Consider the following 18,131-nt stretch of genomic DNA (forward strand, 5'->3'; position numbering starts at 1 on the left):
CTATGCGTATTGCTTATTTCATCAATCAATACCCCAAAGTCAGCCATAGCTTCATTCGTCGCGAGATTTTGGCGTTAGAGCGACAGGGTTTTGTGGTGCAGCGCATTGCCCTGCGTGGCTGGGATGCCGAATTGGTGGATGCCGAGGACGTGTCCGAACGCGATAAAACCCAGTATGTGCTGCAGGGCGGAGTCAAAGAGCTGTTAGGGCCTGTGCTTCAGGTACTGCGCGCCCAGCCGCGACGCTTTTTTTCGGCGCTGTGGCTGGCGCTACGCATGGGCCAGCGTGCCGATCGCCCCTGGCCGTACCATTTGGTTTATTTGTCCGAGGCGTGTCGCGTGCTGACCTGGTTGCAGGCGTTTGGGGCCGAGCATGTGCATGCGCATTTCGGCACCAACTCAACCGAGGTGGTGATGCTGGCCAATGTACTCGGTGGGCCGGCGTACAGTTTTACCGTGCACGGCCCGGAGGAGTTCGACAAACCGCAGTTTATTCATTTGGGCGAGAAAGTCCGGCGCGCTGCCTTTGTCGCTGCTATCAGTTCGTATGGGCGCAGCCAGCTGTTTCGCTGGGTGGCTCATGCACATTGGGCAAGGGTAAAGGTGGTGCACTGTGGGTTGGAGCGGGAGTTTCACGATGTGCCGGCTGTTGCCGTGCCATCTGCGCCGCGGCTGGTTTGCGTAGGTCGTTTGTGTGAGCAGAAGGGACAACTGTTGTTGCTTGAGGCTGCCCGCATCCTGGCAGCTCAAGGTGTGGAGTTCGAAATAGTACTGGCCGGCGATGGAGAGATGCGCGCGGAAATCGAAACCCTGATTGCACGGCATGGCTTGCAGGCGCGGGTGCGAATTACCGGCTGGATCAGCAGCGATCAGGTGCGGGCGGAGATTCTTGCGGCGCGGGCCTTGGTGTTGCCGAGCTTCGCCGAGGGATTGCCGGTGGTCATCATGGAAGCCATGGCGTTGCGCCGGCCTGTATTGACGAGCTATGTGGCAGGGATTCCCGAGTTAGTGCAACAGGGTGTGAACGGTTGGTTGTTTCCCGCTGGAGCGGTGGATGAGTTGGCGACGGCACTGGCGGACTGCCTCGCGCAACCTGTCGAGGTGTTGCAGCGGATGGGCGAGGCGGCTTATCAGAGAGTGCTGGAGCGACACGACATCGATATCGAAGCGGCCAAGTTGGCTAATTTGTTTAGGGCGCAAGCATGATCACATTACTTGGTTGGCTGTTCAGCTCCCTGCTGATACTCATCCTCCTGCCGGTGTTGGTGCTGTTTGTGCAGGTGCTAATGGCCTGCCTGCCTGCACGGTCGCGCTCGTCGGCGCAAGGATCGCGACCGCGGGTGGCGGTGTTGATACCGGCACACAATGAATCCTCGATCATCGTCGCGACGTTAAACAGCATTCGGCCGCAGTTGCTTTTGGGTGATCGCCTATTGGTGGTGGCGGACAACTGTTCTGACGACACGGCCGCGCAGGCCCGCACGGCGGGCGCCGAGGTGGTGGAGCGCAGCAATGATCAGCAGCGTGGCAAGGGGTATGCGCTGGACTGTGGGGTGCGTCATTTGGCGAGCGATGCGCCGGACGTCATGATTGTTATCGATGCGGATTGCCAGGTGGCCGAGGGTTCAATCGAGCGTTTGGCAATCTGTTGCATCGACTCAGGGCGGCCAGCTCAAGCCCTTAATTTAATGCTTGCTCCAGCAGGTTCCGGGCTGAAAGTGCGGCTTGCCGAGTTTGCCTGGTGTGTGAAGAATCGGGTACGGCCGCAGGGTTGGACCCGGCTTGGTTTGCCTTGTCAGCTAATGGGCACGGGAATGGCTTTCGTCTGGCGGGATCTGACGTTGATCAGTTTAGCCAGTGGCCACATCGTTGAAGATTTGAAGATGGGCCTGGATTTATGCCGAAGCGGCAAGCCGCCATTGTTTTGCCCCGATGCGCTAGTGACCAGTTACTTTCCGCGCAGCGATGAAGGCTTAACTACCCAGCGTACGCGCTGGGAGCATGGTCATTTAGGGGTGATTCTCGGGGATACGCCAAAGTTGCTGGTGGAGTCGATTGGCCAGCGTAACGGGAGTCTGCTGGCGATGACGCTGGATTTGATGGTCCCTCCATTGGCCTTATTGACGTTGGCCTTGGCGGCGGCATTTGGTCTGTCATGGTTGGTATTTATGCTGTCGGGAGCTTTGGCGCCAGCATTGATAGCTTCTTCCGGGGTGGCAATATTGGGGGGGACTATCTTGCTGGCATGGAGCCAATTTGGTCGCGGGATTATTTCTTTTTCAACCTTGTTGTATGCGCCGTTCTACGCCGTGAAGAAAATCCCTCTGTATCTCAAATTTTTGCTTAAGCGCCAGGTTGAATGGGTGCGTTCGAAACGAGATGACAGCTGATGCGTGCTTTATCCTGGCAGCACAGCTGGCAAACGATTACCCAGAAACTCAGGGTGGTCAGCGATGCTGATGACGAGCAAGCATTGATTGATGCGTTATCCAGACCTGACGTGACGACAGTGCTCGGGTTCGCCAATGCCCATGCCATGAATCTGGTGGCGGCCAATACCGACTACTTTAATGCGCTGCTGGCTGCGGACGTGTTGTTGAGGGATGGCTCCGGCATGGCCATCCTGTTTCGTCGCCTCGGCCTGGAGCCGGGGCTGAATATGAATGGCACCGATTTCATTCCCAAATTGCTGGCCGCGTTCAAGGACCGGCGCGTGGCTTTCTGGGGTACTGAAGAGCCCTTTCTAGCCAACGCGGTGCAGCGTAGCGAAGCGCTATTTGCGGTCAACATCGTCTCTGCTCACCATGGTTTCGCGCCGGTGGATACCTATATAAACCTTGCCCGGCAGTTTCAGCCGGAACTGGTTGTTCTGGGTATGGGCATGCCCAAGCAAGAAGCCGTTGCTGCCAGGTTAGCCGTCAGTGGCGTGCCCTGCCTGGTCGTATGCGGAGGGGCGATTCTGGATTTTCTTGGCGGCAAGGTCACTCGTGCTCCGCAATGGGTGCGTCGTCTCGGTTGTGAGTGGGTGTTCAGGCTACTAGGTGAGCCAAAGCGATTATTCAAACGCTATGTGGTGGGTAATCCGATGTTCTTGTTGCGCACGTTGATCTACAGGGATTCTTGACGTTACAGGAATTTGACACCTGGCAGGACTTCCCCTCGGCGTAAAAAAACACGGCTGAAATATCTTGCCAAACCCCGGTGTAGCACCTTTACTGATGTTGGAATTGTCGAGTTGATGGGGGTGTTCGGGGTTGTTTTCTTCATTAGGATTGGCGTCAACAAAATGTTGTTGGACAATCTTGATTCCAGGGAGGCATTTCGAGTATTTAGTTTGTTGACTTGTAAACTAAAATACACTTTCCTTAAGTTGTGCTAATAACCAAATGAAAGAATATATAGCAGAATTAGTTCGTAAGTTGATATCTCCTTCGATGCGATTTGAGCTAAGGAAAGCGGTTGCCTGGCTGCGGGATATACTTGGGCGATCCTGTTTTTGGCGTTGGGAAATTGTCAGGTTCAGACTGCGGGAAGATAGCCTCCACGACATTCTCTATGTAGGCAGGAAAACACAGCGGGAATTTGTGAAAGTTCTACTGGGTGCCAAATCTCAAGCGGTTGATAGTCAGTTAAAGTTGGACACGTCAGACCGGACGGTGTGGGTTAGTGAAATGCCGACGGTGGGGGCATTGTATGTGCCTCAATATCTGAGTGCCGTCGTGCCGCTGAGCAAGTCAATCGACGAGATCACAGCAAGATACAACACTGAGTTACGTCGAAATCTGCGCAAGAACCGGTTGCGCTACCGTATGAAACAAGCGTTGAACGATGACGAGATTGAAAGTGCAGACCGGGAAATGCTTCGACCTTACGCCAAGGCAAGGCATGGTACGGCCGCCTCTCAAATTGAATCGCATGAAGTTCAACGGGTGGCCAAAGTTGCCGGGCGACTCGATCTGGTGTTGTTGGAGGATGAGATTGTTGCATGCCATCTTGGCTGCGTAGTGACCCGGGCAGGAAAGCGCTATTGGAGCACCGTGCGTTTCGGCTACCCTGATGCTGTGTTTTCAGATACTAAAAAGTTACGTGAAGTTAACTCAATTACTACGTTCATGGCACTGGAGTGGGCGATAGAAAATGGTTTTGACTTTTATGATATCGGAACGTGCCTGGCTCGCCCGGACGATGGACTTCTTGAGTGGAAAAGAAGGCGAGGCGGTGATGTTGATACGCTGGGCAATGACGGCTATTTGTTTGTTCGACTACCCAAGGTGGGCGCAGCGCAATTTCTTTGGGAGACACCTCTATTTGCTGTCGAAGGCAAGCAGTTGACACTTCATCTTGGGTTGCCGGACGGTCCGAGTGACGGGGAAGTTACTAATCGATACCGCGAAATGGGTTTTGGCGGCCTTTTCAAAATATACCTTCATTGTTCCAGGGCGCCGGGAGAAACGCTTCTCGACACCTTGCGTAGTCGCTACGCTCATCTGAAGTCACCCCCTGTCCTGGAAAGTATCGTATCCACCTGAACAGGTTGCTGATTTTAAAGAAGTGCAGTTTTGGCCATGAACGCTGTTTCTGTATAACTAAATTTGGATGGGGTGCATATGTCGGAATTCAATGCATTGACGAGTGACGGCCAATCAAAGTGGAGCCTTGCTGCGTATAAACACATGTTTAACACACGGCTCACCCGCAAACCGTCCTTAACCCTGCAAAGCCAAGCCGTGAAAACCTGGGAAATTTATCCAGGCGACTCCTCGATTGCTCCGCCCGCTTTTTTCTTGCCGAATCAGCTCGAGCGTGTCACGGGATGGGAAGAGAAGCTTTTTTATCCTCACGAGCATCCCCGCCGCACAATGGAAGGCGTCGGTCGTGTTGAACATGGTCCGACTAAAGGTTACCTGCTTAAAGATGTCTGGTTAATCGATGGCACGCTTTACAAAGGCAATGCCAAATCCTGGTTGTCACCGGGTTCCGGTTGGTTACCAAAGATTCGAGTAGAAAACGAGATCAATCGCGGGGCGTTGTATTGCACCGCGGGGGGAATCAAGTGGTTTGGAACGTGGTTGATGGATGATTGTTTAACCTATCGATTGGCATGTGAAGAAGGCATTCCGGTGTCCGCGCTACCCTCGGCCTATAATGTTTCCACAGCAAGGCACGGAATAATTCACACTCCCGGTTATGAAAACTGGCTTGATATGAGGCCCGTTTATTTACGTAACGCATTTTTTCGTGAGCTCGTGATCTTTGACGATATTTGCCACAACAGACATAAGCACCGGCGTTTCCGTGAGATGGGGGAAAAGCTGTTATCACACGTAACAGTTTGCTCCCACCCCGGCGTGTTCATTCTGCGAGGTGGCAGGGGTGAACTGCGATTGTTACGCAATGAGATGGAGCTGGCTGAACGGCTACGTGACCGCAGAGGTTTTCGCATTCTCGACCCTGCGACGTCCGATGTATCGACCATCGTGGCGACCTGCGCCGGGGCCAGAGCCGTGATAGGGGTCGAGGGGAGTCAACTTATCCATGGGGTTAATGTTCTCCCGCCAGGTGGTTCGCTGCTGATATTGCAGCCGCCTAATCGCTTTATCTGTTTCTTTAAATATCTAACGGATCGTGATCAGCAGAACTTTGGTTTTGTGGTCGGTACACCAGAGGAAAATGGTTTTAGAATCGACCCCGATGAAGTTGAGCGCACGCTGGATCTCTTTCCGTCCTGATACGGCGAGGCCGTAGGCCTCGCCTTTATTGCGCATCAAATGGGCCTTGAGATTGCCCAGGCACTCAAGACTGGCTAGTAGGCATGTTTGCCGGAGAAGGCAAACACCGTTCGTACAAGGATGATGAAATCGAGCCATAGCGACCAGTTGTTGATGTACTCGATGTCCGAGTCAACACGCCGGATCATCTGATCTATATCCCTCGTTTCACCACGATAGCCACGTACCTGAGCCAGGCCTGTGATGCCCGGTTTAATGTTGTGACGCGCAAAGTAGCCAGAGACATCGGGCGAGTACTGCACATCGTGTTGAATAGCGTGCGGGCGAGGCCCCACCAGAGACATTTCTCCCATCAAAACGTTGAACAACTGCGGTAGTTCATCAAGGCTGGTCCGCCGAATAAAGGCTCCCACCCTGGTCATGCGCGGGTCATTCTTTTGCGCCTGCTTGACGACGCCGTCTTCTGGCTGATGGGCGACCATGCTTCTGAACTTCCAGATCCGGAAAGCTTCTCCACTCCACCCCATGCGCTGCTGACGAAAGAATATGGGGCCAGGGCTATCGAGCTTGATGGCAATGGCGATGGCTACCAGGAGTGGCGTTGCAAGAACCAAAATGAGAAAGGCCAGGACTTTGTCTTCAAGATTCTTCAGAAACAGACGCATCCCCATCAGCGGAGTTTCAGACAAGGTCAGCACGGGAATGCCGGCGATCTCGCGAACACTGTGGTTGATCAGGCGCAACGAGAAAATGTCAGGCACCCAGTTAACAGAGATGTGTTTATCGAACAGACTTAAATAAACATCCTGGATGACCTCTGAGCCACCCAGAGGGGTCACGAAATAGACGGTACGAATGGCGTGTTTAACAACTAACTCATCAAGGTCGGAGATATCGCCCAGTATCGACAGACGTTGCGCGCCTTCCAGACTTTCCTTTCCCCGATCATCGTCCGCGCCAATCAACACACAGCCGACTATGCGCTCACCGAGCCAGGGATTATTGCTGATTTTCTTGTGAAGATAGCTGGCCAGTTCGCCCGAGCCAATGATGAGCGAGTTTTCCAATTGAGTCGGGTGGGCCAAAAACTTCTTCTGCATCTCGCGTGTTGCGAGGTGCAAAAGCAACTGGGCAAAATATCCACCAACAAATAACTGCCCGACCAATAAACGCGAGTACTGTTCGCTTTGCTTGGTAAGAAAGGCCATGGCAACGAGAAAGCCAAACGTGGCAGTCCACGCTTTCAAAAGCTTGAAGGCTTTGACGGTAAAAACAACATTGCTGCGGTAAATGGCATAGTGGTCGTACACGACGGCCAACGCCCCCAGCAGCAACAGGAGCAGGATGACATAGGACTGCGTTATGAAGCCGATATGATAATTGATCAAAAACCACGCAACACCGGTCACCGCAACACAATCGAGACCAGCCTGAACAACGATACTGGTACTGCTTCTTCGCTGGAGAACGGAACGGGTACTGTTGGGCTCAAATATCATATTTAGACCTCATCTGCTGCCCCTGGCGCTCGATGATGACGCGATTCAGTTCATGCTGCCCTCGCTTGAGAGCGTTGGCTTCACCGTGATTAGCCACCCACCTTCGAAAATTACAGGCTTTGGGAGCATGTGGCGACGCGTGCTATCACTTTAGCAGTACTGTGAAATCATTCACTGAATCTGCGTAGTTCTGAGTAGTTTAGTAGAAGCTCCGGGCCTGAAAAAATGAAGCCCGTCGAGATACCGACCGGCCTGCAGCGCAGCCGTCCGCGGTGTCTGCGGCAAGGTCGTACTTGGTCAGCAATCGGGTATAGGGCTCGAGTGTGGTCGCGCAGTGATCGAGGCTTACACCGAGCTGAAATCTGCGTGCATTGCGCACTGATTCCATCGCGGTAAAACGAGACGGCGCCCGTAATGGGCGCCGTCTTCGTTTGGGTCGATCAGACGCGTTCGAACAACACGGCGATGCCTTGGCCGCCGCCGATGCACATGGTTGCCAAGGCATAACGGCCCTGAACACGGTGCAATTCGTGAATGGCTTTAGTGGCAATGATCGCACCGGTCGCGCCCACCGGGTGGCCCAGAGAAATCCCCGAACCGTTCGGGTTGACCTTCTCCGGGTCGAAGCCCAGTTCCTGCGCCACGGCACACGCCTGGGCCGCGAATGCTTCGTTGGACTCGATGACATCGAGGTCGGCAACGGTCAGACCGGCGCGTTTGAGGACCAGGCGGGTGGCGGGAATCGGTCCCAACCCCATCAGCTCTGGTTCCACACCGGCATGGGCATAACCGACCAGTCGGGCCATCGGCTTGAGACCTTGCTCGAGTACCATCTGACCCGTGGCCAAGATCAGTGCACCGGCACCATCATTGAGGCCCGACGCGTTGCCGGCGGTGACGCTGCCGTCTTTTTTGAAGGCCGGTTTCATCTTGCCCAATTGCTCGGCATTGACCTCGGCGCGGACATGCTCATCCGTCGCAAACGTCACGGTACCTTTGCGGGACGCCACTTCGATCGGCACGATCTGGTCGGTGAATCGCCCTTCAGCAATCGCCCGGGCTGCGCGTTGCTGACTGAGCAGCGCCAACTCATCCTGAGCCTGACGAGTGATGCCATAGCGCTCGGCGATGTTTTCCGCAGTAACGCCCATGTGGAAACCGCCAAACGGGTCTTGCAGAGCGCCGAGTACGTAGTCCATGGCTTGCATATCACCCATGCGTGCGCCCCAGCGCGCCTGCGGCAACAGATAGGCCCCGCGGCTCATGGATTCGACGCCACCTGCCAGCGCAGCGCCTGCGTCTCCCAACATCAAACTTTGTGCTGCGCTGACAATGGCCTGCAAACCAGAACCGCAGAGGCGGTTGACGTTGAAGGCGGGCGTCTCTTTCGGCAGGCCGGCATTCATCGCCACGGCACGAGAGATGTAGGCGTCACGGGGTTCCGTCGGGATCACATGCCCCATCACCACGTGACCGATGTGTTCAGGCGCCAGCCCCGAACGTTCAATGGCGGCACGGCAAACGTCAGTGGCCAGTTGGATAGGTGGCACATCTTTGAGCGAACCACCAAAGCTGCCGATGGCCGAGCGGACGGCGCTGATAACAAAAATGTCGGATGGGTTCATGCGGGTTCCCCTGGATTCGATTGCGTTACAGTATTTTTTATTGGGGGCGAGTCTAGAGTCGGCAACGTTATTTGGCCTATGCCGAAATTGCTCAAGGGCGCTGGTGTTTTTTGCCATTTCAATTGAAGTAGATATTAGATCCATCTGAACAGGTCGAAAGCGCGAAAGAGGTAAAAACCCGAAGTACGCCCCCTCGCCACAATTGTGGCTGTACCTGAATCGCGCTCTGATCGTTTCCACGCTCCGCGTGGGAATGCATCCCGTGACGCTCCGCGTCACCCATGCGCAGGACTCAAGCCTCGCGGCGACAGGCCCAGGCGGTTGAGCAGGTAATTGCCTGCCTTGGGTTCGTCTTCGACTACGAGGATGTTCATGGGGATCTTGCCGGGTTCGGGTGTCAGCAATATTCAGAGTGCGGAGGCGGGCTACAGGGGCGAGACATTGGCGCCAATGTAGCCCGATCCTCTGTGAGTACAGGCGTCTGATCAGTTACCACCAAGGCAATCCATGCCCTGTACCTGGTAATCCAGCACGTGCTTGCGACCCTGCTGGTCGAGGTAAATCAGCTGCGCGGGGACGATGCCACAATCTTGCGTGATGATATTGCTGGACAGGTCTTTGGCGATATCCAGGTGGACGAAGAAACCGGTCTTGTCGTGGATGACAGGTTCGGCGGTCTGGGTATCGGCAAACGCAAAACCCGTGGCGAGGAGAGCAGCAAAACCGAGGATTAACATTTTCATGATGATTCCCTCTATTCAGAGGCGGATTGAATGACAATTTTGTAACGAAACGGCGCCGAAGTGACGGTGGGTGACCGGCGGCTTCGAGGATCAGGTCAGCGATTTCTTTGGAGTAAGAGACCAAAGGCTGGTGGCTCGACGGCAGCTCGATGGTGGTCGCGTTCCTGCCTGCCGTATGTCGGGAGCGAGGAACGCCACCCATGAAAAAACTTCAAAACGAAGACTGTCTTTGGGAGTTTGAGCATGAGTGATGATCAAAAGAGCGAAGCCCTGGCGGCCTGGTACCAGCTCCTGAAAGTGCCCGAAATCCGGATGGATGCTGAAGAGCAATATGACGCGTTGCTCAAGGCTGCCGATGAGATGGAGCGCACCGGACTCATCAACAGCGCTGAATGGCGCAGGCTGGTTCAAGAGGCGAGCGCTGCTTTTGCCAATGCGACTGAAGGGTTGGGGCGCGGAACGTAGTGGTCAATCCCTGGTGGTCAAACTTCGCCTGCTGGCTGTTCGGCCTGTTGGGTGAACCACTGCATGATCAGCGAACAGGCTGGATGAGCGGCGGCGGAAGGTTGCAGGTTCAAGGCGTAAATGCCGCGGGTCTTCAAGGGGTGGCCGAACGGAACGACGAGCACGCCGCGTTCGAGTGATTCGCCTGCCAGGGTCAGGTCAGTCATGGCGACCCCCAGCCCTCGCGCCGCCGCATCGAGCGCCAACTCGTCGAGGTTGAAGGGGATGTGGCGGTAGTCCTCGAGTGACTGGCCGCCATTGGCGTGCAGCCACCGGAACCAGTCATGTTTGTCCGCCGAGCGATGCAACAGCGGGAAACGCACGAGATCGGCCACCGACTCCAACGGCTGGGAGGTGCTGCCCAGGCTTGGGGCGCACACCGGCACCAGCGCCTCCTCGAACAACGTCAGGCAGTCAGGATCGCGGGACGGCTCGGGCAGATAGAGGATGTAGGCGTCGCTGTCGATGGCCGGTTCCACCACTTCCGTGGCCACGGTTTCGATCGACAGCGAAACCTGCGGATGACTTCGATAGAACTCGCTCAACTTTGGCAGCAACCATCGAACCGCCAGCGACACATGCATGCGTATGCGGAAGGGGCGTTTTTGCGGTGTCAGCCGATCTTCAAGGGTTTTCAGTTGCGCCAGGACACTTCGGGCTGTCGCAAGCACCTGTTCGCCTTCCGGTGTCAGTCGAACACTGCGGCTATTCCTCACGAACATCGGCAAGTCGAAGTGGCTCTCCAACTGCTGGATTTTTCGGCTCACTGCGCTTTGGGTCAGGCACAGCTTTTGCGCCGCGTGCGTGAAGCTGCCCGAGCCTGCGACCTCGACCAGCGCCTGTAAGGCCTGGAGAGAAGGAACGTGATGAATTTTATCCATGCGTTTTTTGAATAGCTCGATGATTTTATAACGTTGGTTGTATCACTACAGGCCTTATAGATTCTAGCTCTAGCCAGCGCCAGCCGGAAATACTCATGCGATGACGTCATGTGCGGTGCTTGCAGAACGACAGGCAGATGAGGTGATGCATGACCAATGTATGTGGCTGGATTGCGCAGGCGGGGAGTTCACCCGTTCGCGATGCTCTCAAAGGCACACAAAAAGCCGATTGGCTGATTGTCGGTGCTGGTATCACCGGCCTATGCGCCGCTCACACACTCGCTGAAATGCACCCTCAGGCGCGGATTGTGATTGTCGACAGACAACGGGCCGCGCAGGGCGCCTCGGCGCGCAATTCAGGCTTCGTAGTGGGGCACGAACATCCGGCCAAGGATGAGCTGATCGGCAACCCGGGTTTTGCCGGTTTTGAAGTCGATACCTCGATTTCCCGTGCCGCCAGTGACGAAGTGCGCCAGCGCATTGCTCGTCTCGGTATCGAATGTGAATTCAGGGAATCGGGCTACTTCTTCGCCGTCAACGATCCCGGCAAGTTGACCGATGTCGCGGCCAAACTGGCAACGCTAAGCGCTGTCGGCGCCTCTGCGCATTTTCTGGAAGGTGAACCGCTTAGCAAACAACTGGGCACCGCGCACTACCGGGCCGCGATCTGGTGCGGCAATGGCAACGCACTGCTGCAACCCGCCAAATACGTGAAGGGCCTGCTGGATACGCTGCCGGCCAACGTGACCCTGTTTGAGAACACCGATATCACCGGCCTGGAGCGTTTGGGTAAAGGGCGTATTCGCGCCAATGGCACCGATGGAAGCATCGAGGCCAGACAAGTCCTGGTGTGCCTGAACGCGTTCATCCCGCGCTCCGGAATAGAAGACAGCGGGACGTTCCCGATGGAACTCAGCGCAAGCCTGACACGGCCGCTCAGCGACGCCGAGTTCAAGTCCATCGGCGCGGTTGAGCCTTGGGGCGTGCTGTCCACCCGGCCCTTGGGCGCCACGGTGCGACTGACCCCGGACCGCCGGGTGATGATCCGCAATACGGCGGAATACCGTTCTCGGGATTTATCCAACAGTGAGCTGCTGCACCGTCGCAAACACCATGTGCTCGGCTTGCAACGACGCTTCCCGTTCTTGAGCGAGCAGGACATTCAATACACCTGGACCGGACACTTGAGCGCTTCACGCACCGGGCAACCGTATTTCGCCAAGGTCGACGAAGGTGTGTTTGCGGTGGCCGGCTGCAATGGTTCGGGCGTTGCGCGCGGCAGCCTTTGGGGACGCTTGCTCGCCGAACTGGCATCAGGTGACAGCTCGCCCATCCTCGAATCGGTGATGCGCAGGGCCCAACCGGGCTGGCTGCCACCGCGGCCCTTGCTCGATATCGGTGCCATGCTTCGAATGCGCGTGGAAGCGGTCAGGGCCAAAACAGAAATCTAGAAAACCCGGCGATCAAACAATAAAAACTCAACAAACACTCGGTGATTGAACATGCGCGTCAATAACATTTCCCTGATGGTCGTGCTGACGACGTTGTCGGCAGCCACTTACGCTGACGAAGTCGTCAATATTTCAAACTGGAACGGCTACATCGCCGACGACACCTTGACCACGTTCACCAAGGAAACGGGGATCAAGGCCACGTACGACATTCACGACAGCAACGAAGTGCTGGAATCCAAACTGATGACCGGCAACACCGGCTATGACGTGGTGAGCCCTTCGAACCATTTTCTGTCCCGACTGATAAAGGCCGGGGCGGTGCAGAAACTCGATAAAAGTCAGCTGCCCAACTGGAAAAACCTTGACCCGGCGCTGATGAAAAAACTCGAGGTCAATGACCCGGGCAACCAATACGGTTATCCGTACATGTGGGGCACGGCGGGAATTGGCTACAACGTCGAGAAGATCAAGGCGATCTTCGGCAACACCGATGTCACCCATTCCTGGAATCTGTTTTTTGATGAAAACAACATCAAGAAGCTGAGCCAGTGTGGTGTGGCGATTATTGATAACCCTACGCAGATCCTGCCGATCACCCTGAATTACCTGGGGCTGCCGTCCCATAGTCACGATCCGGCGGATTACAAGAAAGCCGAGCAGGCGCTGCTCAAAATCAGGCCTTACGTCCAGTATTTCCACGCCTCCAAGTACATCAGCGACCTGGCGAACGGCAATGTCTGCGCGGTGATCGGTTTCAATGGCGACATCGTACAGGCGGCCGCCAGCGCCAAGGAAGCCAACAACGGCATCGACATTGCCTATTCGATCCCTGACGAAGGTTCCACCCTGTGGTTCGACATGGTGGTCATGCCCAAGAGCGCGCCGCACGAGAAGAATGGCTACGCCTACATGAACTACCTGCTGACGCCTCAGGTCATTGCCAACATCAGCAACAGCATCCATTACGCCAACCCCAACCTGGCGGCGGATCAGTATGTTGTTCCGGCCGTGAAGCAGGACCTGGCGATTTACCCGCCGACACGTGTGCTGGACAAGTTGTTTACCGTAGAGGAACTTCCCGCGGCCATCGCACGGTTGACGACCCGCCTGTGGACTAAGTTGAAAACCAATACCTGATGATCAGGTGTACGCCAACAGCCGACCGCAGAGAATGACGCTGACCCATAACCCAATCGAAAGCAGCGCCTGGATTTTTGCGATTCCAGGCGCCGCAGTGCCCGTGTTCCACTGGGTGACCGAGCGGTATACCCCGACGTGGAAAAGAGCCGCGTTGAGCCCGGCAGTAGCGATCAGGCATAGCTTCAAGATGAAGATGTCATTCGAGGCGAAGTCATGGGGATGGGCTGAAAACATCATCAGCCCGGCGGGCACGATCAACAGCAGGGCCAGGATGGACCAGGTCAGGAGGTGGCGAGCCAGGGCCGTCACCGCAATCTCTTTCGACAGCCCGAGTACCCGCAGATCGAACATCACGACAGAGCCGACCAGCACCACAAATCCAATGATGTGAACCACCTCGACCATCGGATACAGCCACAGGTCGCCGCGCATGGCCGCGCCAAGTTGCGAGTCACCCACCCAGTCCAGCCAGCTGTCCGGACCCGATCCTGCGCTGGCATCAATGGCCTGCATCAGCGCAACTCGGTGGTTTTGCCGTCGACCGTGATGCGTTCGGCGCGCATTTCATCGGGTTTGTTGCGATTCTGATAGCCGACCACGGTGGCCGTGTTCCCCACACTCAGCATGTCCCGGGAAAGGCCGCGGTTTTCCATGCGCGAGGGCGGTGCCAGGACGACGTTCCAGGTTTTGTCTTGGGTTTTGAGACGCACGAAGCCGTGCGGATGGGAGTAACCGGATTCTTCTATCGTGCCGTTCAGCTGCAGGGGGTTGCTGGAGTCGTATTCACTCCAGCCGTGATGCGCGAACGCCGCCGTTGCAGCCAGTAACAGTGACAATCCAATGCTGCCGAGCATGCCGTTCATGACAAGCCTCCTGTTGCAGATCATTGATCAACGTGAGTCCTGACGAGTTTTCACCGCAGAGGGTTTTTAGAATAGTCCGACATTTTTCAGCGCTGCGCCGAGCAAATGTTTCTGAAGAAGTAGATGTTTGAATATCAATAGCTTGCTTGTCCGGTTCATAGGCGAATGACGATAGCGAATTGGTTAAATGCTGTCTCCCTAACCATGGCCTACGCTTATCCGCAGGCCAATGTTCATTGAGCAGGGTTTTTCTCCCTGATCGACGTTCACCCGGCACTTATAAAAACAATGCAATCGGGAGACAACTTATGTCCGCTTTGTTCCGTCGATTCAGCCGCTGCATCGCAACGGCCGTTACCGCAGCTGCGCTCGCGACACCGGCCTTTGCGCTGGACACCGTCAAGTTCATGGCCCCAGGGTCTGTGGGTGGCGGTTATGACCAGACCGCCAGGGTCCTGGGCAAAGCCTTGATCGAGGCCAATACGGCCAAATCCACCACCTTCGAGAACAAGGGCGGAGCAGGGGGGACATTGGGGCTGGCGCAGTTCGCCAACAGCACCAAGGGCGATCCGAATGCGCTGCTGGTTGTCGGTGCGATCATGGTCACTGCCATTGAACAGAACAAACCGCAAATCACCTTGAAGGACGTAACGCCGATTGCCCGGCTGTTTACTGAATACAACGTGATTGCCGTCCGCAAGGAGTCCGAGTTCAAAACCCTGGAGGACTTGCTGAAAGTCTTCAAGGACAAGCCGACCAGTATCTCCTGGGGCGGTGGCTCCAAGGGGTCGATCGATCACATCGGCATTGCCGAATTGGCCGCAAAAATGGGTGTCCCGGTCAACAAGGTGAATTACGTCGCCTTCGCGGGCGGGGGTGAAGTCGTTGCTCAGGCATTGGGCGGGCAGATCAAGGTGATCACCGGTGGTTATGCCGAGCTTGGCCAATACATCAGGAACGGCCAGTTCCGAGTACTCGCCATCGGCGCGCCCGAACGCATTGAAGGCATCGATGCACCGACCCTCAAGGAGAAAGGCTACGACGTGACCATCGGCAATTGGCGCGGTGTTTACGGTGCCGCGAATCTCACGCCCGAGCAGCGCAAAGAAGTGATCGACGCTGTCGTGGCCGCCGCCAACAGCAAAGTCTGGAAAGACAATATCGACACCAACAAATGGTCACCCAACGTCCTGACCGGCGATGAGTTCGGCAAATTCGTCGACGAAGAGCATGTGCGGCTGCGGGCGATGCTGGTCGAGGTCGGGCTGGTTTCGAAATGACTCAGCCTCGCGCAATAGTGCCGGTGCAACTGGCGATTGGCGCCGGAGTGATTGCCATCAGCGCCGTGTTGGCGGCGGGCGCATTCCGGTTTCCTCCCGAGATGGGCTTCGTCATCCTGGGAGCCCACGTCTATCCGTACGCCGTCGCGGTGTTCCTGGGCGTTGTCGGTCTGTTGCTGTGTTATCAGGCCGTCACCGGTGGTTTTCGCGAGTTGGCAGACCACAGCGACGAAGCTGCCCGAGCGCTGCCCGGCGGCAAATCCGGCGCTGCCTGGGTGACGGCGGGGCTTTTGGGGGTGGCCGTGCTGATTAACCTCATCGGCTTCGTCTTGGCCGCAGGGCTGCTATTTGTCTGTTCGGCGCGGGGCTTTGGCAGTCGTCGTCCAGTGAAGGACCTCGCTATCGGTATTGCCTTGACCCTGCCGATTTACTGGCTGTTCAACGCCGGGCTAGGGGTTTCCCTGCCGCCCCTTGTCAATGCCTGGATCTGACCCGGGCCGAAGGAGGTAAACAAGGTGGAAATTCTCGCGAACCTGGCCATTGGTTTTTCCGCTGCGCTGACACCGATCAATTTGATGTGGGGTTTTATCGGCTGTTTGCTCGGCACCGCCATTGGTGTCTTGCCGGGTATCGGACCGGCGCTGACCGTTGCACTGCTGCTGCCGATCACCGCCAAAGTCGATCCTACGGGCGCCTTGATCATGTTCGCCGGTATCTATTACGGCGCGCAGTTTGGCGGCTCGACCACTTCCATCCTGCTCAATACGCCCGGTGAATCGTCCTCTATGGTCACGGCCCTGGAAGGCAATCTCATGGCGCGCAACGGCCGGGCAGGACCGGCCCTGGCAACGGCTGCGATAGGGTCATTTGTTGCCGGCACCATCGCGACGGTGTTCCTGACATTATTTGCCCCTATTGTTGCCACGCTGGCGCTCAAGTTTGGTCCTGCCGAGTATTTCGCGATTCTGGTGCTGTCCTTCACGACGGTGTCTGCGGTACTCGGCGCTTCGATGCTGCGCGGTTTTGTCTCGCTCGGGATTGGACTGACCATCGGCTTGATCGGCCTGGACTCGACCTCGGGCATTGCCCGCTACACCCTGGCGGTGCCGGAGTTGGTGGATGGCATCGAAGTCGTGCTCGTGGCGGTCGGTTTGTTTGCAGTGGGTGAAGCCTTGTACAGCTTGCTGTATCAAAAAGAAGAAGCGTCCGGTCGGCACCGCTTGACCTCGTTGTGGATGACGCGCTCTGACTGGAAACGCTCGGTCCCCGCCTGGCTACGGGGCACGTTGATCGGTTTTCCATTCGGGTCGATTCCGGCCGGTGGCGCTGAAATTCCGACGTTCCTGTCCTATTCGGCGGAACGCAAACTGAGCAAGTACCCGAAAGAGTTTGCAGGCAACAAGGGCGAGGGGGCGATCGAGGGCGTTGCCGGTCCCGAGGCGGCCAACAACGCGAGCGCGACGGGTTCTTTGGTGCCACTGCTGACGCTCGGCATCCCGACGTCCGCGACTGCGGCGATTCTGTTGGCCGCGTTCCAGAACTACAACCTGCAGCCGGGGCCGATGCTCTTCCAGACGTCGGGGGAACTGGTCTGGACCCTGGTGGCTTCGCTGTATGTCGGCAACGTGATTCTGTTGGTGCTGAATCTCCCGTTGGTGGGGCTGTGGGTCAAGCTTCTGCAGATTCCCCGGCCGTACCTGAACGCCGGCATTCTGGTGTTTGCCACCATCGGCGTGTACGGCATGCGTCACTCTTCCTTCGACCTGTTGCTGATGTTGGCTATCGGTTGGGGTGGGGTATTGATGCGTCGTTTCGATTTTCCCGTCGCCCCGGTGATCGTCGGCATGCTGCTCGGACCCATGGCTGAAAAGCAGCTGCGCAATGCGTTGTCCATCAGCGAGGGAGACTGGCTGGTGTTTGTGACGCAACCGATATCGGCCGCGTTCCTCGCGCTGACGCTGCTGGTGCTGGTGATCCCGCATCTGCTTCACGCCCGCGGTATCAAGTTGCATGAGGACGATTGAGCGAATTGGCCAGCGCAGCCTGCCGGGATGGCAGGCTGCACGGGTAATGCTGTTCGCTTAAGCTCGGTGTTTCCAGGCATACACATGCGTCGCGAGGGGGCGGTGGATCAAGAGCCGACCTGTCTTTTTTGTGTGTATATCCGTTTCTGCGGTCACGGCGGCTATCGGTTTCGCTTTTACAGCGAGTCACTTGGAAAAGCCCCAAGTAACCAAGGGCTCTTGCCCCTTTCGTTCGGTGCCTCGCCTAGGCTCGGCATGCCCTCGCTCCGGTCCTGCTCCGTGGGCCCGCCGCCATCGGCCATCCATGGCCGGGGGCGGCTAACCCGGCATCCATGCCGGGTTGCCCACTGCGCAGAACCTCCACTCGGCCTCTCGAGGGGGCGGTGCATC

Annotated in this window: 17 protein-coding genes and 2 pseudogenes; 11 read left to right on the forward strand and 8 right to left on the reverse strand. The window is 56.6% G+C overall.

Going from position 1 to position 18,131, the window contains the following annotated elements; all coding sequences use genetic code 11:
- Positions 1–2 precede the first annotated feature (2 nt).
- The 5 genes from CKW16_RS29345 to CKW16_RS29365 all read left to right on the forward strand — a co-directional run bounded on the left by CKW16_RS29345 (position 3) and on the right by CKW16_RS29365 (position 5,728).
- Complete coding sequence (locus tag CKW16_RS29345) at positions 3–1,205, forward strand: glycosyltransferase (protein ID WP_095132890.1); 1,203 nt, start codon at positions 3–5, stop codon at positions 1,203–1,205.
- On the forward strand, positions 1,202–2,389 hold the full coding sequence (locus CKW16_RS29350; RefSeq protein WP_095132892.1) for a glycosyltransferase family 2 protein: 1,188 nt from the start codon (positions 1,202–1,204) through the stop codon (positions 2,387–2,389). Before CKW16_RS29345 ends, CKW16_RS29350 begins: the two co-directional genes overlap by 4 nt.
- On the forward strand, positions 2,389–3,123 hold the full coding sequence (locus CKW16_RS29355) for a WecB/TagA/CpsF family glycosyltransferase (RefSeq protein WP_095132894.1): 735 nt from the start codon (positions 2,389–2,391) through the stop codon (positions 3,121–3,123). The genes CKW16_RS29350 and CKW16_RS29355 overlap by 1 nt, the downstream gene beginning before the upstream one ends.
- Positions 3,124–3,385: 262 nt before the next feature.
- Positions 3,386–4,528 carry a hypothetical protein gene (locus CKW16_RS29360; RefSeq protein WP_095132896.1) on the forward strand — a complete coding sequence of 381 codons (1,143 nt, stop codon included), beginning with the start codon at positions 3,386–3,388 and terminating at the stop codon, positions 4,526–4,528.
- 78 nt (positions 4,529–4,606) lie between these two features.
- Entirely contained in the window at positions 4,607–5,728 is a 1,122-nt protein-coding gene (locus CKW16_RS29365; protein ID WP_095132898.1) for a glycosyltransferase 61 family protein, read from the forward strand.
- A gap of 74 nt (positions 5,729–5,802) precedes the next feature.
- Here the strand turns inward: CKW16_RS29365 and CKW16_RS29370 are convergent, their stop codons facing one another.
- The 5 genes and pseudogenes from CKW16_RS29370 to CKW16_RS33005 form a co-directional block, all read right to left on the reverse strand.
- On the reverse strand, positions 5,803–7,227 hold the full coding sequence (locus tag CKW16_RS29370) for an undecaprenyl-phosphate glucose phosphotransferase (RefSeq protein WP_095132900.1): 1,425 nt from the start codon (positions 7,225–7,227) through the stop codon (positions 5,803–5,805).
- A gap of 440 nt (positions 7,228–7,667) precedes the next feature.
- Positions 7,668–8,852, reverse strand: coding sequence for an acetyl-CoA C-acyltransferase family protein (locus CKW16_RS29375; RefSeq protein WP_095132902.1), 1,185 nt, complete (start codon positions 8,850–8,852; stop codon positions 7,668–7,670).
- Between the two features lie 290 nt (positions 8,853–9,142).
- A pseudogene (locus tag CKW16_RS33000) lies at positions 9,143–9,226 on the reverse strand (DNA-binding response regulator); the annotation flags it as partial.
- A 111-nt stretch (positions 9,227–9,337) separates the two neighbouring features.
- Positions 9,338–9,595 carry a DUF2790 domain-containing protein gene (locus CKW16_RS29380; protein ID WP_095132904.1) on the reverse strand — a complete coding sequence of 86 codons (258 nt, stop codon included), beginning with the start codon at positions 9,593–9,595 and terminating at the stop codon, positions 9,338–9,340.
- 64 nt (positions 9,596–9,659) lie between these two features.
- Positions 9,660–9,758: pseudogene (locus tag CKW16_RS33005) on the reverse strand (alpha/beta hydrolase); the annotation flags it as partial.
- 80 nt (positions 9,759–9,838) lie between these two features.
- Here CKW16_RS33005 and CKW16_RS29390 point away from each other — a divergent pair.
- Entirely contained in the window at positions 9,839–10,060 is a 222-nt protein-coding gene (locus tag CKW16_RS29390; RefSeq protein ID WP_056743460.1) for a hypothetical protein, read from the forward strand.
- Between the two features lie 17 nt (positions 10,061–10,077).
- On the opposite strand, the gene CKW16_RS29395 is transcribed toward CKW16_RS29390, so the two are convergent.
- Positions 10,078–10,980 (reverse strand): LysR substrate-binding domain-containing protein, encoded by a 903-nt coding sequence (locus CKW16_RS29395; protein WP_095132906.1) that lies wholly within the window; start codon positions 10,978–10,980, stop codon positions 10,078–10,080.
- 149 nt (positions 10,981–11,129) lie between these two features.
- Here CKW16_RS29395 and CKW16_RS29400 point away from each other — a divergent pair, with 149 nt between their 5' ends.
- Together CKW16_RS29400 and CKW16_RS29405 are read left to right on the forward strand one after the other, a co-directional pair.
- Positions 11,130–12,431 carry an FAD-binding oxidoreductase gene (locus CKW16_RS29400; RefSeq protein WP_095132908.1) on the forward strand — a complete coding sequence of 434 codons (1,302 nt, stop codon included), beginning with the start codon at positions 11,130–11,132 and terminating at the stop codon, positions 12,429–12,431.
- Between the two features lie 51 nt (positions 12,432–12,482).
- A complete protein-coding gene (locus CKW16_RS29405; protein WP_095132910.1) occupies positions 12,483–13,571 on the forward strand; it encodes a polyamine ABC transporter substrate-binding protein in 1,089 nt (362 codons plus the stop codon).
- 3 nt (positions 13,572–13,574) lie between these two features.
- Here the strand turns inward: CKW16_RS29405 and CKW16_RS29410 are convergent, their stop codons facing one another.
- Together CKW16_RS29410 and CKW16_RS29415 are read right to left on the reverse strand one after the other, a co-directional pair.
- Positions 13,575–14,087, reverse strand: coding sequence for a DUF6644 family protein (locus CKW16_RS29410; protein ID WP_095132911.1), 513 nt, complete (start codon positions 14,085–14,087; stop codon positions 13,575–13,577).
- The gene (locus CKW16_RS29415; RefSeq protein WP_095132913.1) at positions 14,087–14,437 is read right to left on the reverse strand and encodes a DUF6152 family protein; all 351 of its coding nucleotides are present in this window, start codon (positions 14,435–14,437) and stop codon (positions 14,087–14,089) included. The genes CKW16_RS29410 and CKW16_RS29415 overlap by 1 nt, the downstream gene beginning before the upstream one ends.
- Before the next feature lie 308 nt (positions 14,438–14,745).
- Here CKW16_RS29415 and CKW16_RS29420 point away from each other — a divergent pair, with 308 nt between their 5' ends.
- From CKW16_RS29420 to CKW16_RS29430, 3 genes are read left to right on the forward strand one after another with little or no spacing between them, the layout of a single operon-like run.
- Complete coding sequence (locus CKW16_RS29420) at positions 14,746–15,717, forward strand: tripartite tricarboxylate transporter substrate binding protein (protein WP_095132915.1); 972 nt, start codon at positions 14,746–14,748, stop codon at positions 15,715–15,717.
- Positions 15,714–16,208 carry a tripartite tricarboxylate transporter TctB family protein gene (locus CKW16_RS29425; protein WP_095132917.1) on the forward strand — a complete coding sequence of 165 codons (495 nt, stop codon included), beginning with the start codon at positions 15,714–15,716 and terminating at the stop codon, positions 16,206–16,208. Before CKW16_RS29420 ends, CKW16_RS29425 begins: the two co-directional genes overlap by 4 nt.
- 24 nt (positions 16,209–16,232) lie before the next feature.
- Positions 16,233–17,741 (forward strand): tripartite tricarboxylate transporter permease, encoded by a 1,509-nt coding sequence (locus CKW16_RS29430; protein ID WP_095132919.1) that lies wholly within the window; start codon positions 16,233–16,235, stop codon positions 17,739–17,741.
- Positions 17,742–18,131: the final 390 nt, after the last annotated feature.

Source organism: Pseudomonas sp. Irchel s3h14 (genome assembly GCF_900187425.1).
Lineage (GTDB): Bacteria > Pseudomonadota > Gammaproteobacteria > Pseudomonadales > Pseudomonadaceae > Aquipseudomonas.